The 14,056-nt window shown below is 32.7% G+C and carries 19 protein-coding genes and 1 riboswitch; of the genes, 4 read left to right on the top strand and 15 right to left on the bottom strand.

What is annotated here, in order from left to right; translation table 11 throughout:
- Positions 1 to 37: 37 nt before the first annotated feature.
- The 4 genes from sufU to sufC are packed head-to-tail and all read right to left on the bottom strand — an operon-like array spanning position 38 to position 3,866.
- Complete coding sequence (sufU, locus tag LQ598_RS06355; protein ID WP_016911606.1) at positions 38 to 478, bottom strand: Fe-S cluster assembly sulfur transfer protein SufU; 441 nt, start codon at positions 476 to 478, stop codon at positions 38 to 40.
- A complete protein-coding gene (locus tag LQ598_RS06360) occupies positions 468 to 1,709 on the bottom strand; it encodes a cysteine desulfurase (protein ID WP_107556646.1) in 1,242 nt (413 codons plus the stop codon). The genes sufU and LQ598_RS06360 overlap by 11 nt, the downstream gene beginning before the upstream one ends.
- 25 nt (positions 1,710 to 1,734) lie before the next feature.
- Positions 1,735 to 3,051 (bottom strand): Fe-S cluster assembly protein SufD, encoded by a 1,317-nt coding sequence (gene sufD, locus LQ598_RS06365; protein WP_239745370.1) that lies wholly within the window; start codon positions 3,049 to 3,051, stop codon positions 1,735 to 1,737.
- 35 nt (positions 3,052 to 3,086) lie between these two features.
- Entirely contained in the window at positions 3,087 to 3,866 is a 780-nt protein-coding gene (sufC, locus tag LQ598_RS06370) for a Fe-S cluster assembly ATPase SufC (protein ID WP_016911603.1), read from the bottom strand.
- Positions 3,867 to 4,205: 339 nt separating this feature from the next.
- Here sufC and LQ598_RS06375 point away from each other — a divergent pair, with 339 nt between their 5' ends.
- Positions 4,206 to 4,442: a hypothetical protein gene (locus tag LQ598_RS06375; protein ID WP_119609324.1), complete on the top strand. Its 237-nt coding sequence runs from the start codon at positions 4,206 to 4,208 to the stop codon at positions 4,440 to 4,442.
- Positions 4,443 to 4,631: 189 nt separating this feature from the next.
- Here the strand turns inward: LQ598_RS06375 and LQ598_RS06380 are convergent, their stop codons facing one another.
- The 7 genes from LQ598_RS06380 to LQ598_RS06410 form a co-directional block, all read right to left on the bottom strand.
- Positions 4,632 to 5,453 carry a MetQ/NlpA family ABC transporter substrate-binding protein gene (locus LQ598_RS06380; RefSeq protein ID WP_026023207.1) on the bottom strand — a complete coding sequence of 274 codons (822 nt, stop codon included), beginning with the start codon at positions 5,451 to 5,453 and terminating at the stop codon, positions 4,632 to 4,634.
- A gap of 13 nt (positions 5,454 to 5,466) precedes the next feature.
- Positions 5,467 to 6,162, bottom strand: a complete 696-nt coding sequence (locus tag LQ598_RS06385; RefSeq protein WP_016911600.1) for a methionine ABC transporter permease — start codon at positions 6,160 to 6,162, stop codon at positions 5,467 to 5,469.
- Positions 6,155 to 7,180, bottom strand: a complete 1,026-nt coding sequence (locus tag LQ598_RS06390) for a methionine ABC transporter ATP-binding protein (RefSeq protein WP_016911599.1) — start codon at positions 7,178 to 7,180, stop codon at positions 6,155 to 6,157. Before LQ598_RS06390 ends, LQ598_RS06385 begins: the two co-directional genes overlap by 8 nt.
- Before the next feature lie 77 nt (positions 7,181 to 7,257).
- Positions 7,258 to 7,362, bottom strand: a riboswitch (SAM riboswitch).
- Positions 7,363 to 7,391: 29 nt separating this feature from the next.
- Positions 7,392 to 7,715: a thioredoxin family protein gene (locus tag LQ598_RS06395; RefSeq protein WP_103322531.1), complete on the bottom strand. Its 324-nt coding sequence runs from the start codon at positions 7,713 to 7,715 to the stop codon at positions 7,392 to 7,394.
- The gene (locus LQ598_RS06400; protein ID WP_103322532.1) at positions 7,672 to 8,076 is read right to left on the bottom strand and encodes a toprim domain-containing protein; all 405 of its coding nucleotides are present in this window, start codon (positions 8,074 to 8,076) and stop codon (positions 7,672 to 7,674) included. The genes LQ598_RS06395 and LQ598_RS06400 overlap by 44 nt, the downstream gene beginning before the upstream one ends.
- Positions 8,077 to 8,178: 102 nt before the next feature.
- Positions 8,179 to 8,559, bottom strand: coding sequence for a glycine cleavage system protein GcvH (gene gcvH, locus LQ598_RS06405; RefSeq protein WP_016911596.1), 381 nt, complete (start codon positions 8,557 to 8,559; stop codon positions 8,179 to 8,181).
- 67 nt (positions 8,560 to 8,626) lie between these two features.
- Complete coding sequence (locus LQ598_RS06410; protein ID WP_016911595.1) at positions 8,627 to 8,980, bottom strand: arsenate reductase family protein; 354 nt, start codon at positions 8,978 to 8,980, stop codon at positions 8,627 to 8,629.
- A 141-nt stretch (positions 8,981 to 9,121) separates the two neighbouring features.
- Between LQ598_RS06410 and LQ598_RS06415 the strand changes: the two genes are divergently transcribed.
- Complete coding sequence (locus LQ598_RS06415; RefSeq protein ID WP_016911594.1) at positions 9,122 to 9,442, top strand: thioredoxin family protein; 321 nt, start codon at positions 9,122 to 9,124, stop codon at positions 9,440 to 9,442.
- Positions 9,443 to 10,068: 626 nt separating this feature from the next.
- Here the strand turns inward: LQ598_RS06415 and LQ598_RS06420 are convergent.
- The 3 genes from LQ598_RS06420 to LQ598_RS06430 form a co-directional block, all read right to left on the bottom strand.
- The gene (locus LQ598_RS06420) at positions 10,069 to 10,608 is read right to left on the bottom strand and encodes a nitroreductase family protein (RefSeq protein WP_016913132.1); all 540 of its coding nucleotides are present in this window, start codon (positions 10,606 to 10,608) and stop codon (positions 10,069 to 10,071) included.
- 92 nt (positions 10,609 to 10,700) lie between these two features.
- On the bottom strand, positions 10,701 to 11,438 hold the full coding sequence (aroD, locus tag LQ598_RS06425) for a type I 3-dehydroquinate dehydratase (RefSeq protein WP_016913131.1): 738 nt from the start codon (positions 11,436 to 11,438) through the stop codon (positions 10,701 to 10,703).
- Between the two features lie 113 nt (positions 11,439 to 11,551).
- On the bottom strand, positions 11,552 to 11,965 hold the full coding sequence (locus LQ598_RS06430) for a universal stress protein (RefSeq protein ID WP_239745372.1): 414 nt from the start codon (positions 11,963 to 11,965) through the stop codon (positions 11,552 to 11,554).
- A 272-nt stretch (positions 11,966 to 12,237) separates the two neighbouring features.
- Between LQ598_RS06430 and LQ598_RS06435 the strand changes: the two genes are divergently transcribed.
- Positions 12,238 to 13,038, top strand: coding sequence for a DUF4352 domain-containing protein (locus LQ598_RS06435; RefSeq protein WP_016913129.1), 801 nt, complete (start codon positions 12,238 to 12,240; stop codon positions 13,036 to 13,038).
- Between the two features lie 71 nt (positions 13,039 to 13,109).
- Here LQ598_RS06435 and LQ598_RS06440 read toward each other — a convergent pair whose 3' ends face one another.
- Positions 13,110 to 13,292, bottom strand: a complete 183-nt coding sequence (locus LQ598_RS06440) for a CsbD family protein (RefSeq protein WP_016913128.1) — start codon at positions 13,290 to 13,292, stop codon at positions 13,110 to 13,112.
- Positions 13,293 to 13,544: 252 nt separating this feature from the next.
- On the opposite strand from LQ598_RS06440, the gene LQ598_RS06445 reads away from it, so the two are divergent.
- Positions 13,545 to 13,961, top strand: a complete 417-nt coding sequence (locus LQ598_RS06445; RefSeq protein ID WP_016913127.1) for an organic hydroperoxide resistance protein — start codon at positions 13,545 to 13,547, stop codon at positions 13,959 to 13,961.
- The last annotated feature ends 95 nt before the right edge of the window (positions 13,962 to 14,056 follow it).

Genomic DNA, 14,056 nt, shown 5'->3' on the forward strand with positions numbered 1-14,056 from the left:
TCCTCTTTTATAATAGCGTTCGCCCATTTTTCAAAAGTTACGCGTTATCTTGCTCTTTCGTTCCTTTTTCAAATGCTTTCCAAGCTAAAGTTGCGCATTTGATACGTGCTGGGAACTTTGATACACCGGATAAGGCTTCAATATCGCCCATTTCCTCAGACATATCATAAGATTCTCCAAGCATCATATTCGAGAACTCTTGACTCATTGCTAAAGCTTCTTCGATTGAATGACCTTTAACCGCTTCAGTCATCATTGATGCACTAGACATCGAAATAGAGCAACCTTCACCTTCAAACTTAGCATCTTTAATAACATTTCCTTCAACATCTAATGTTAAGCGGATGCGATCACCACATGTAGGGTTGTTCATATCTATTGTTAAAGAGCCATCTTCAAGAACACCTTTATTACGTGGGTTCTTGTAATGGTCCATAATTACAGAACGGTATAGTTGATCTAAGTTATTAAAATTCATACGAGAAAAACTCCTTCGCTCCATTAAGTGCCTGAATTAACTGGTCAACATCTTCTGTAGTATTATAAATATAGAAGCTTGCTCGTGCTGTTGAAGATTGGTTTAACCATTTCATTAACGGTTGTGCACAGTGATGACCTGCTCTCACAGCGACACCATTTGAATCTAGTGCAGTTGCTAAATCATGTGGATGTACACCTTCTACATTAAATGTTATTAATCCAGCTCGTTTATCAGGAGATGGCCCATATATATCTAAACCATCAATTTTAGACATTTCATTGTATGCATAACTCACGAGATCGTATTCATGTTGATGAATGTTATCCATACCGATAGAATCTATATATCTTATTGCCTCAGCTAATGCAATTGCTTCAGCGATAAGTGGCGTACCTGCTTCAAACTTAGTTGGTAAGTCTGTCCATGTTGCATCTTCTAGTCCAACAAAGTCTATCATATCTCCACCAAATTCAATAGGTTCCATCTTATCTAATAAATTGCGTTTACCATATAAAACACCTATCCCAGTAGGACCTAACATTTTATGTCCACTAAAGCTAAAGAAGTCCACATCTAAATCTTGAACGTCAACATTCATATGTGGCGCTGACTGTGCACCATCAACAGCGATGACCGCATTATGATTATGTGCTACTTCAGCAATATACTTCACATCATTTATTGTTCCTAATACATTTGACACGTGAGTTACCGCTACAATTTTAGTATTATCGTTTATCGAGTTATCAATGGCTTCTTTTTCAAGTTCACCACTTTCTGACATCGGAATAAATTTAAGCTTTGCACCTGTTCGTTTTGCCAATTGTTGCCAAGGTACGATATTTGCATGATGTTCCATTTGTGTGACAACGATTTCGTCACCTTCTGTCACATTTGCATCACCGTAACTATGCGCAATTAAATTGATTGCAGTTGTTGTACCTCTTGTAAATACAACTTCTTCAAAATACTGTGCGTTTATGAATCTTCTTACAGTTTCGCGCGATTTTTCATAAGCATCTGTTGCAAGTGTTCCGAGCGTATGCACACCGCGATGTACATTCGAATTATAGCGATTATAATAATCAACTATACTATCCGTAACTTGCGTAGGTGTTTGACTTGTGGCTGATGAATCTAAGTACACGAGTCTACTACCATTAACTTCTTGCTCTAATATCGGAAAATCTTTTATAATTTTTTCTACATTAAATGTTGATTCGGCCACATTATCAGACCTTTCTGTGCCTTTTTTATATTTGTGTTGTTACTTTAAGTTCAATAACTTCACGTAATTGACGTTTAACGCCTTCAATTGGCAATGCAGATACAACTGAATCTAGGAAACCGTGAATAACTAAACGTTCTGCTTCTTCACGAGAAATACCTCTACTCATTAAGTAGTATAGTTGAGTTGGATCTACTCTACCTACTGAAGCTGCGTGTCCTGCAGTTACATCATCTTCATCAATAAGTAAAATTGGGTTAGCATCTCCACGAGCTTTTTCAGATAACATCAGTACACGTGATTCTTGTTGTGCATCTGCTTTAGTACCGCCGTGTTTAATGTATCCAACACCATTAAAGATTGAAGAAGAACTGTCTTTCATAACACCATGTTTCAAGATATGTCCATTTGATTCTTTACCATATTGAATAATTTGTGTTGTAAAGTTTTGTTTTTGTTCTCCGCGACCTACGACTACTGTTTTAAGGTTACAGTTTGAACGGTCACCCATTAAGTAAGTCGTGTTGTCATTGATTGTACTACAGTCATTCATTAAGCCTAAAGCCCAATCTATTGTAGCATCAGCATCTGCTGTACCACGACGAATGATATGACCAGTGAAACCTTTATCCATAAAATCAACTGTGCCATAAGTAATGTTTGAATTAGCGCCAGCTATAACTTCAGAAACGATGTTTAACTGACCTTTGTTAGAAGATACAGTTGATAAATAGCTTTCAACGTATGTTAATTCTGCGCTTTCTTCAGTTACGATAATCGCATGGTTGAAGAAACTTGCATCACTATCATCATGAAGCACAACATATTGAACAGGTTCTTCGACTACAACGTTTTTAGGTACGTATACGAATACACCGCCATTTACTAATGCTGCATGAAGTGCCGTTAATCTATGCTCATCTGCTTTAACAGCATCTGTCATAAAGTATTTTTGTACTAAATCACTGTTTTCAATTAAAGCCGTTTTTAAATCTTTAATTACAACACCTTGTTCAGTTAATTTTTCATCTACTTTAACAAAAGCAGGTGTATTATTATGTTGAACAATTAAGTTTGTATTATTTTCAGTATCGATAATTTTTTGTACTGATTCTGGTAAGCTTTCGATTGAGTCGAAAGTATCACTTTCAACAGCATGAGTTTTGAATGTATCAAAGTCCCATCTGTCAATTTTAGTTTTATCTGGTTTAGGCATTTCTAATTTATCTAAATTTTGAAAACTTTCTTTTCTTAAGTCAGTCATCCACTTTGGTTCATTCTGAGATGCTGAATAATTAACGATGTCTTCAATGTTAATATTTAACTTTGTTTCAGTTGCCATTTATACTCCTCCTACTTGACTATAATTCTTATATATTACTCAGCATTGATTGTTTCGTCTTCAATGTTTAGTTCGTCTTTAATCCACTCGTAACCTTCTTCTTCAAGACGTCTCGCTAATTCTTCGCCACCTGATTTTACAACGCGACCTTGCATCATAACGTGTACGAAGTCTGGTGTAATATAATTTAATAGTCTTTGATAGTGAGTAATAATTAAGCAACCAAAGTCTTCACCGCGCATTTTGTTAATACCTGTTGATACAACTTTTAATGCGTCGATATCTAAACCTGAGTCGATTTCATCTAAGATAGCAAACTTAGGTTCTAACATCATTAATTGCAGAATTTCATTACGTTTTTTCTCACCGCCAGAGAAACCTTCGTTAAGGTATCTTTGAGCCATGTCTTGATCCATTTCTAATAGATCCATTTCTTTATCTAATTTCTTAATGAATTGCATTAAGTTAATTTCGTCGCCTTCTTCACGTTTAGCATTTATAGCAGAACGTAAGAAATCAGCATTTGTCACACCAGAAATTTCTGACGGATATTGCATAGCTAGGAATAAACCAGCTTGAGCACGTTTATCAACTTCCATTTCTAATACGTTTTCACCATCTAAAAGGATTTCACCTTTAGTTACTTCGTATTTAGGGTGACCCATGATTGCTGATGATAAAGTTGATTTACCAGTACCGTTTGGTCCCATGATTGCGTGAATTTCACCTTGTTGTATCGTTAAATCTACGCCTTTAAGAATTTCCTTGCCTTCGATTTCTACGTGTAAATCTTTGATTTCTAATTTTGATGCCATATTATTTTTTCCCTCCAGAGAATTTATTCACATTTAAAAAAGATAACCCAATATTATCTTTTCTAGTTTATAATAATTTTAATGTAACGTCAAAGTTTGTTATGAATCTTTACCTCTCATATTATAACGTAGTTACACGGGCAATTAAACATTTTCGCTCAATTTATATAGAAGAAACTCTTCATATTTCGCATTTTTCTGAAAATTTTTCCGAATGATAATCATTTCAATCTATTCTCAATTTGTAAATATTCTATTTGAATGGCTTAAGAAGGCTATTTATTAATTTTTATACTATAATAATGATAAATAAATATACATATTAGAAAGGAAGTTCACATGAAACGTTATGAACAATTCGCATTTGTCATTAGTGCAATATGCGCATTTATACTTTTATTAAATTTAGTAGGTGTTATCAATATAAATAGCCTATTTAATACATTACTAACTGCAGCTACAATAGCAAGTATTGCAACATTTAATGTAAGAAACTATAGATCAATTGGCATCATTTTATATGCAATAGCAGTATTTATGGTTGTTATTTATTTTGCTAATGACTTGTTAGCTTAAGTGTGAAATAGAACAACTATTCTTCATAACCTCCCTTGCCTAGGGTACAGTCTCAGCCTGTAGTCTTCGCCTTGTACTTTTCCCTCAGGCGTGTCGGTTATGAAGAATAGCCGTATGAATATAGTTTGCAATTAAGAAATATATTAAAAGAGCATCTAACCTTTTGGCTAGATGCTCTTTTGCTTTTTATTATTTAGCTGCGATGACTGCACCATCGTATTTTTTGTCGATGAAGTCTTTAATTTCTTTTGATTGTAATACTTTCATTAATGCTTTAATTTTCTTATCGTCTTTATGTCCTTCTTGAACAGCGATAAGGTTAGCATATGGTGATTCTTTACCTTCTACTGCGATTGAATCTTTAATTGGATTTAATCCTTGTTCAATTGCGAAGTTAGAGTTGATGATTGTCGCGTCACCTTCGTCTGCTTGGTAAGATTTTGGTAAGAATTCTGCTGATTGTTTATTATTAAATTTAATATTTTTCTTGTTTTCAGTAATGTCGTCAAATGTAGCATCTACTGGATCAACGCCATCTTTAATTTTGATTAAGCCTGCTTTTTTGAAGAATGCTAAAAATCTTCCTTCTTCAGCTGGGTTGTTTGAAACATATACAGTAGCATTTTTTGGTAAGTCTTCTAATTTTTTATGTTTTTTAGAGTAAACTGCCATTGGTTCTAAGTGTACATTTCCTGCTGATTCAATTTTATAACCTTTTTCTTTAGCTTCTTTATCTAAATATGGTGTGTGTTGGAAGAAGTTTGCATCAAGTTCACCTTTATCTAATAATTTGTTAGGTGTTGTATAATCGTTAATTGTCTTGATGTCTAAATCATAACCTTCTTTTTTAAGAAGTGGCTTTGCTTCTTCTAAAATTTCAGCGTGAGGTGCTGGTGATGCACCAATTTTAATTGTTTCATTCTTCTCTTTTTTGTCACCACTACCTCCACCACAAGCAACTAGAACAACTGCTAAAATCGAAATAAATAATAAACTAAATACTTTTTTCATGTAAAACACTCCTTTAACGTTTATCAATTCTTTTAACAATAATATCTCCAATAAATTGGATAACAAAAACAATAATTAATATAAAGATAGTTGAAATCAAAATGACATCATTTTGGTTTCGCGTAAATCCTGTTAAGTAAGCTAAGTTACCTAATCCACCTGCACCAATTACACCAGCAATAGCTGTTGAACCTACTAACGCAATGGCTGTAACCGTGATTCCTGAAACTAACGCAGGTAGTGATTCTTTAATTAATACTTTTCTTACGACAGTCCATGTTGTAGCCCCCATCGATACTGCCGCTTCAATAACACCTTTATCAATTTCTTTCATGCCTATTTCTACTAATCTAGCATAGAATGGTGAAGCACCAATGATTAACGCTGGTAACGCACCTTTAGGACCACTTATTGTACCTAACAAAATATCTGTAAAAGGTAATAATAATAGAATTAAAATAATGAATGGTATGGCTCTAAATAAGTTAACAACGAATGACACGATTGAATAAAACACACGTGAGCTTTTCGATGTTCCTTTAGATGTTAAAAATAATAACGTACCTAGTATTAAACCAAATACTAATGTAAATACTGTTGAAATGACTGTCATATATAACGTTTCATATAATGCTTCCCAAACATCATCCCATCTAACATTTGGCATTGTAATCATTTCAGTAATAATATCTCCAAATGACTTATTCACTTACATTCACCTCTACTTTCACTCCTAGATCATTTAGTTCTTTTTTAATTTGATCTTTAGAATAATCTCCTTGAGGCAAATGCACAATCATATGTCCGAATGTGCCGTTTTGTGTTAACTTAACATCACCTTCAATGACGTTAATGTCTATATTATACTTTTTAATAATTTTAGCTAATACAGGATTAGCACTTGTCCCACCGACAAAATTCAATTTCCAAATTTCACCGTTCGGTTGTTCTGCTCTAAAATCTGCTAATGTTCTTTGAAGATCATCTGCTTTTAAATCATCTTTCACAAAGCGCTGTGTAACATATGTTTGAGGGTTATTAAATACACTTATAACTTCTCCCTCTTCAACAAATTTACCATTTTCCATGACTGCCACGTGGTCACATATTTTTCTAATGACATGCATTTCATGTGTAATAAGTATAATTGTTAAATTCATTTCTTTATTTATGTCCACTAATAAATCTAATATTTCATCAGTAGTTTGAGGATCTAATGCACTTGTTGCTTCGTCGCACAATAATACGTGCGGATCGTTAGCTAAAGCTCTAGCAATACCAACTCTTTGCTTTTGTCCACCTGATAATTGTGATGGATAAGCATTCTCTCGACCTTCAAGCCCTACTCTTTTAATAAGTGCTTTCGTCTTTTCATTAATTTCACTTTTTGATACACCTGCAATTTCTAATGGAAATGCGATGTTATCTTTAACTGTTCTAGACCAAAGTAAATTAAAATGTTGGAATATCATGCTTACTTTTTGTCTTTTTTGTCTGAGATCTCGTTTAGACAGTTTGCCAATATTAGCACCATCTACTATAACTTCACCCTCAGTTGGTGTTTCAAGGCCATTAAACATTCGGATTAATGTACTTTTTCCAGCTCCAGAAAAACCAATTACACCATATATACTTCCTTTATCTATATTTAAGTCAACATGGTCAACAGCTGTTATGTCACCTTTTTTTGTTTTGAAAGTTTTAACAACTTTATTTAACTCAATCAAATCTGCTGCCTCCTAATCTCTAAATTAAAAACGCCTCACTCTAATTGACAAGAGAAAGGCGTTTGAAAGATGTCTTTCTCTCATCTCCAAAAGTTTACACTTTTTGTGAATTGGCACCATTTCATTTATATGACGGTTGCCGGGCTTCATAGGGCACATCCCTCCACCTCTCTTGATAAGAGTTAATACGTATTTAATTAAATTCATACTATCATGATAAGTTTTTATCGTCAATAACTTTTTGAATATTCTCAACAAGATAAGGAACTGACTGAAAAGCGTATATACGATGTACTACTTTATCTTGATTCATTATAAAAAGCACTGGCACTGATAAGATTTCAAAATCTTTACAGAACTCTGGATAAAAATTCAAATCACATTTATTAATTGGTAATTGTGTTACTTCGTTCGCGATATCCAACATGCGTTCAGATATTTTGCACGTGCCGCAAGTAGGCGTATACCCAAATAATAAATGTAAGTCTTTATCAAAATGCTTGTATATATCGTTCAATATTTCTGTGTGTTTCATGGTAACGATACTTCCCTTTCGATACGAAATCATGTTTTACTGTAAATCCATGATAGTTTAACACATTCGATAAATAATGTCTTGGGCAACGAGCTACTTCAGAAAATGTCGAATCAATATAAATATGATGACTTTCGCTCATATACTTCTTAAACCATTTTCGAATACGTTTACCTTCTTTATCTTGATCGACTAAAACATATACTTGTGAACCATAACTCTCTTCTAAAAGTTCATCCATTTTTTCTACACCCATTGTTCCATGGGTACAAATAATATGAACACGGTCATTTAATACTTCTTCCACTCGTTTTTTATCAGAAATACCTTCTACGATTATTACTTTTTTAATCATCGCCATGGCCATCACCTTCTACAAATGAATTAATATTTTTTTGAACTTCATATTTAAGTTTTGAAAAAAACTCCATGATACTATTGCATCGTGGAGTTTAAAGTTATGTTATTCACCTATCATTTCGCTATAAGCGTCTGCATCTAATAATTCATCTAATTGAGCTTTATCAGATAGTTCAACTTTGACCATCCAAGCTTTATCGTATGATGACTCATTAACAAACTCAGGGCTATCTTCTAGTTCTTCGTTTACTTCAACGACTTTACCAGATAGAGGTGCATATAGTTCAGAAACTGTCTTAACAGATTCTACACTACCAAATGAATCTCCACTAGTTAATTCGTCACCTTCTTCAGGCAACTCAACAAACACAATGTCCCCTAATTCTGATTGAGCAAAATCAGTAATACCGATTGTAACTACATCACCATCAATTTTTACCCATTCATGTTCTTTAGAATATTTTAACTCACTAGGCACTGTCAAAGTAATCCCCTCCTATATGTAATTCAATTATTATCATGACATAAAGCCATTATTCAAGCAACTATTTTTATAGCCAAGTTTGACGAAATTCTTCTTCTTTAAATCCTAAAGTTACTTTATTTCCTAAAACTGCTAAAGGTCTTTTGATTAACATGCCATCTGATGCTAATAAATCAAATTTTTCGTTATCAGACAAATCATCCATTTTATCTTTCAAACCCAACTCGCGATACTTAGCGCCTCGAGTATTAAATAATTGATTTACAGTAATATTTGTTCCATCAATGATATCTTTCAATTCTTTAGCTGTAGGTGTTAACTGTGTAATATCAATCGGTTCAAAACTTGCACCATTTATTTCTAAAAACTTTGCTGCTTTTTTACAAGTTGTACAATTAGGATATTGATAAAATTTTATCATGTCTTTACCTCCATATGTCTATTTAAATCCATTATAACAATATTAATAGCTAACATATAGTAATGAGTTAAATATTTTTTTAAATAATGAAAATGAGATATACTTTGTTTATAAGAAAAATTTCTAAGGAGCAAAATAAATATGAGAACAATTAGTCAATATGCAGAATTCGAAGAGATTACACAAAGCGACGAACCAGTAGTAGTGAAATTCTTTGCAGACTGGTGCCCAGACTGTACTAGAATGAATCAATGGATTGATCCTATCATCGATGAATATAATAATTACAACTGGTATCAAATCAATCGTGATCAAGTACCTGAAGCGGCTACAGAAAATGATGTAATGGGTATTCCAAGTCTTTTAGTGTTTAAAAACAATGAAAAACTTGCACACTTACATTCAGCAAATGCCAAAACTCCAGAAGATGTAAAAGCATTTTTAGCTGAAAACTTAAAATAATAAATGAGGTTGGGTGATAAATACCCTTACTCAAAATAAAAGATCTCTTCATTAGCTTATAGCCTAGTGAAGAAATCTCAGACTGTCGACAAAGTCACTTAAAGTGAACTTGCTGGCAGTCTTTTTTTGCGCACGCTTTCTTCGGGATCGGGGTCTGTATGTTGCTTGTTTGATCAGTCTTGCAACTTTCGGGCCTTCTATGTTGCTTGTTTCGTTAGTCTTGCAACTTACAGACCTCCTATGTTGCTTGTTTCGTCAGTCTAGCAACATTCGGGCCTTCTATGTTGCTTGTTTCGTCAGTCTTGCAACTTTCAGCATGTACTTAAAAGAACAAACGAAAAAATATAAAGAAAAATGAATTTCCCCACGATTTTGTGAAGTGCTGACGCCGGGGGAATAGTATGAGTGAGAGACTACAGGCTCGAGCCATACCCCTAGGCAAGCATGCACTTTCAAAATCGTGAGATTTTAAAACTTACAGACCTCCTATGTTGCTTGTTTCGTCAGTCTTACAACATACAGCATCTACTTAAAAGAACAAACAAAAAAATATAAGAAAAACAGTAGAAATTCAATTTCGACAATGAATTCCTACTGTATATTTATTGGTATATGTACCAAATATTCTACCATTCTGTAATCAATGATTTATTTTTTCTTTCCATTACTTTCACGCTTGAATCTTTCTCTGTAATATATAAAAATCCATTAACTTCTTCATCATCATTTACGCCAACAATTTTTCGGAATGTTGGTCTAAATATAAATTCTGGTGTTTTCCAGCATGAACCCATTCCTTCATCATGCATTAACAACATTAAGTTTTGAACAAATGCTCCAACAGCCATTTGGTTTTCTAAATTTTCTTTTTGTCTTGGATCTCTTTTAGACAAGATAACAAACATACCACCAACTTTAGTGACTTTGTTTATATATTTTTCTTGTTTTTCTGAATCATTTGCAAATGCAGATTCTGCTACTTTTTCAGCAAATTCTGGTATTTGTTTTTTGCTTATATATACTAATCTCCACGGTTCTCTCATTCCATGATTCGGAGCATATGTTGCTAAATCGACTAGAGAAAATACTTTTTCTTCATCTACATACATTTCATAATCATAATTTTTAACACTGCGTCTCTCTGTAATTGCTTTTTTTAATTCCATTATTTACACTCCCAATTTCCATTGATAATTATTATCAATTATAGCATAAAAATAAGCTTAAATTCTAACGTTATAGAATTTAAGCTTATAGACTACTCCTGATACAATGCTAATTGTTCTTTAATTTCTTTAACGTGAATTTGCCCAGGTGCTGCTTCTTTACCTACAAACCCGTAAGTAAATTTAGAGCCAAACAAGCCAGCTGTAATTCTTGTCATTTTACCTAATTCACCCATAGAAATACCAATCACATCAATATTTAACTTATGGTACGCTCTGTTCATAGCGTTGAGCATTGATAGAAGATGCTTTTCATTTTCTGGCATTACGGCAAGCTTTCCGATGTCTGCCCCTAATTCTGCCATCTTTTCATAAGTGACAAACATTTCTTCTTCATCAGGTGTCGATTTAAAATCGTGATGAGAGATGATGATTTTAACTTCATTATTTTGAGCTCTCGTTATACAATTCATTAAATTATCTTCATAAGTATCTAATTGAATGTCTACATAATCTGCTTTTTTATTACAAATAATATCTTGCATTAATTTGTAGTATGTTTCATGATCAAAATCACCATACCCACCTTGTCCTTTAGAACGGTAAGTGAATAAGATTGGTGCTAATTGATATTCTGCTTTAAATTTTTCTAATATTTCATTAATGTTTTCAATTGAAGTGTTTTTTAATGAGTCCGCTCTAAATTCAACAATGTCTATTGAGTCTTTATTTGAAATGAGCTCTTCAACTGTTTTTTTAATATCATCTTCTGTTTCTAATGATATTGTCGCAACGATATACGGAAACGTTTTCTTTTGTTCATCAGTCATAGTCATTCCTCCAATGTTCTTCTATTTATATTTTACATGAGTAGAAGGAATTTTTCTATGAAACGATGTATGAATATAAAAGAAAAGCAATGATTTATTAAGATTACAGAAAATTATTTAACAATTAATACTGGTATAGTCGCTCGTTTCGCAACTTTATGACTGACACTACCTAAAACTAATGTATCAGTATCTTCTGCTTTTCTGTTACTCAGTACTACAATATCGAAATCCCCACTATTAGCTTTGTGCACTAATTCTGATTTAGGATTCCCTTTTGCAAATTGTAAATTATATTTGATGTTTTGTTCATTAAAATAATCAAAGACATGTTTCATTGATTCTTGGCGTCTTTCTTTAATATCATCTAAATGAACGCCCGTTCGCACAGAAGATTTTAAATCTTTTTCGCTTACAACATTTAAAAGTGTAACTTCTGAACCTTCTCCAGCAAGTTTAGCAATCTGTTCTAAAACCTTTTTATTTTTCATATCTGTGTTGATTCCAAACAAAATATTTTTATACATGATTACCACTCCTTTTCATTATATTTTAAACTACTTATCCCACCGTTTTCAAATTTTTACATTCTGAAAAAATATAAAATATTAACAAACTATAAACATTTTATGTTTTTTATAATAGACCTAGATTTATTTCCCAATTTACTATAAACTAAAAATAATTAATAAATAAAATAATTGTTTTACATTGATTAAATACTTTTATGAAAGCATCTAATTATTTAAAAGTCGATTATTTTTTTATTAAAAAAAGTAATAATAGGGAGGGAAATATTATGGCTAATTCTAATCAGACAGATCAGAATCCTTTTAACCAAAACACCTCAGAACAACAAAATTCGCAACAAAATAATCCATTTAATGATTCTAATGCTAATAATCAGCCGCAACAATCGGGAAACGGCAATGGTTCTAGTATGAAACCTTGGTTATTTGGCTGTGGTGGATGTTTAATTATATTCATTATTTTAGCTGTGATTTTAGGAGCATGTGCTGCTGGTCCTATAAAAGACCAAATTGATGATTTCACAAACAACAAGACAGAAGAAGCGTCAACTGAAGAAGAGACTACAGAGGAAAATTCTACTGAAGAAGAATCAACAGAAGAAGAAACGACAGAAGAACCTACTACAGAGGAAAACTCTACTGAAGAAGATGATAACGATTCATCTATCGTAAATAGAAACACATCAGTCGGTAGTCCAATTAGTGTTTTCGGTACGAAAGTGACAGTTGAAAAAGCAGAATTTGTTGAACCAACTTCTAAATACAGTAAGCCTACTAAAGATAAAATATTAAAAGTTTCATACAAACTAGAAAATATTAATAACTCAAGCTTAATTGTTGGTGATACAAACTTCGGAATTACAGCTGACGGTAGCCGAGTTTCAAAATTTTATGGTATGGATGACACAAATGACGGGTTCTCATTTAGTCTAAAACCTGGTCAATCTGATACAGGATATGCATACTACGATGTGCCAGAAGCAGATCAATACGATGTATATTTACAATTACGTTCATCAGATAAACGTTACAAAATGAAATGGGAAATTGAAGAAAACGATATAAAGTAAATAAAAATCCGCTAGACAGTGAACTTGTCTAGCGGATTTTCTATTACAAAACGATAAAATTTAAGCACGTATTATTTTTTGAATTTATCAATAACATCGTTTGCTTTACTTTTAACGTTTTCAACTGTTTCTTTAGCTTTGCCTGAAGTTTTATCTTTTTTACCTTCGTTTTCTAAATCTTTATTATCTGTTGCATTACCAACTGTTTCTTTAACATTACCTTTTGCTTGTTCGAATTTACTTTCGTCTGCCATTTTATATCACCCTTCATAAATCATATTGAATGATTGCCATTCACAGTAAATATACCCGTAGAACCAACTTTGTAAACATCTCATCTTACTCTGTGTCATTTAATATTGATTTCATATTGTAACCTCTCTATACGCAGATTATTTGTTATTATATACAATCAGCACCTAAATATGAAAACTTTTAATTTAATTATGGTTTAAAAAACAATATGTGGGTAAACACTAAATATATACTAAAGGAGGTATTTTTTTATGGCAACTCAATATGAAACAAAAGCAACAAACACTGGTGGACGTAAAGGTCATGTTTATACAGATGATAAAGCAATCGATGTAGACGTGTTACCACCACAACAAGCTGACGGTAAAGCTACGAACCCTGAACAATTATTCGCTGCAGGTTATGCTTCATGTTTCAACGGTGCTTTCGATTTAATTCTAAAACAAAACAAAGTGCGTGACGCTGAACCAGAAGTTACGTTAACTGTACGTTTAGTAGAAGATGAAAATGCTGAAAGTCCAAAACTAGAAGTAGATATTGATGCTAAAGTTAAAAACGTATCTCAAGAAGACGCAGAAAAATATTTAAAAGATGCTCATGACTTCTGTCCTTACTCTAAAGCAACTAGAGATAATATAGATGTTAAATTAAATGTTGAAGCTGTTTAATAATATAAAAGAAGATCTTGGGACATAAATGTCCTGAAAATTAAAAAACAGTAGAAATTCATTATTAAAAATGAATTTCTACTGTTTTTCTTATT

It is taken from the genome of Mammaliicoccus sp. F-M27 (assembly GCF_022387115.1).
GTDB classification, from domain to species: domain Bacteria; phylum Bacillota; class Bacilli; order Staphylococcales; family Staphylococcaceae; genus Mammaliicoccus; species Mammaliicoccus vitulinus.

What these genes read in the sequence shown, in the direction of transcription:
- sufU (WP_016911606.1), bottom strand. Translation starts at nt 478, where the DNA reads ATGAATTTTAATAACTTAGATCAACTATACCGTTCTGTAATTATGGAC.
- sufD (WP_239745370.1), bottom strand. Translation starts at nt 3,051, where the DNA reads ATGGCAACTGAAACAAAGTTAAATATTAACATTGAAGACATCGTTAAT.
- sufC (WP_016911603.1), bottom strand. Translation starts at nt 3,866, where the DNA reads ATGGCATCAAAATTAGAAATCAAAGATTTACACGTAGAAATCGAAGGC.
- LQ598_RS06375 (WP_119609324.1), top strand. Translation starts at nt 4,206, where the DNA reads ATGAAACGTTATGAACAATTCGCATTTGTCATTAGTGCAATATGCGCA.
- LQ598_RS06380 (WP_026023207.1), bottom strand. Translation starts at nt 5,453, where the DNA reads ATGAAAAAAGTATTTAGTTTATTATTTATTTCGATTTTAGCAGTTGTT.
- LQ598_RS06395 (WP_103322531.1), bottom strand. Translation starts at nt 7,715, where the DNA reads ATGAAACACACAGAAATATTGAACGATATATACAAGCATTTTGATAAA.
- LQ598_RS06400 (WP_103322532.1), bottom strand. Translation starts at nt 8,076, where the DNA reads ATGGCGATGATTAAAAAAGTAATAATCGTAGAAGGTATTTCTGATAAA.
- LQ598_RS06410 (WP_016911595.1), bottom strand. Translation starts at nt 8,980, where the DNA reads ATGATAAAATTTTATCAATATCCTAATTGTACAACTTGTAAAAAAGCA.
- LQ598_RS06415 (WP_016911594.1), top strand. Translation starts at nt 9,122, where the DNA reads ATGAGAACAATTAGTCAATATGCAGAATTCGAAGAGATTACACAAAGC.
- LQ598_RS06420 (WP_016913132.1), bottom strand. Translation starts at nt 10,608, where the DNA reads ATGGAATTAAAAAAAGCAATTACAGAGAGACGCAGTGTTAAAAATTAT.
- aroD (WP_016913131.1), bottom strand. Translation starts at nt 11,438, where the DNA reads ATGACTGATGAACAAAAGAAAACGTTTCCGTATATCGTTGCGACAATA.
- LQ598_RS06430 (WP_239745372.1), bottom strand. Translation starts at nt 11,965, where the DNA reads ATGTATAAAAATATTTTGTTTGGAATCAACACAGATATGAAAAATAAA.
- LQ598_RS06435 (WP_016913129.1), top strand. Translation starts at nt 12,238, where the DNA reads ATGGCTAATTCTAATCAGACAGATCAGAATCCTTTTAACCAAAACACC.
- LQ598_RS06440 (WP_016913128.1), bottom strand. Translation starts at nt 13,292, where the DNA reads ATGGCAGACGAAAGTAAATTCGAACAAGCAAAAGGTAATGTTAAAGAA.
- LQ598_RS06445 (WP_016913127.1), top strand. Translation starts at nt 13,545, where the DNA reads ATGGCAACTCAATATGAAACAAAAGCAACAAACACTGGTGGACGTAAA.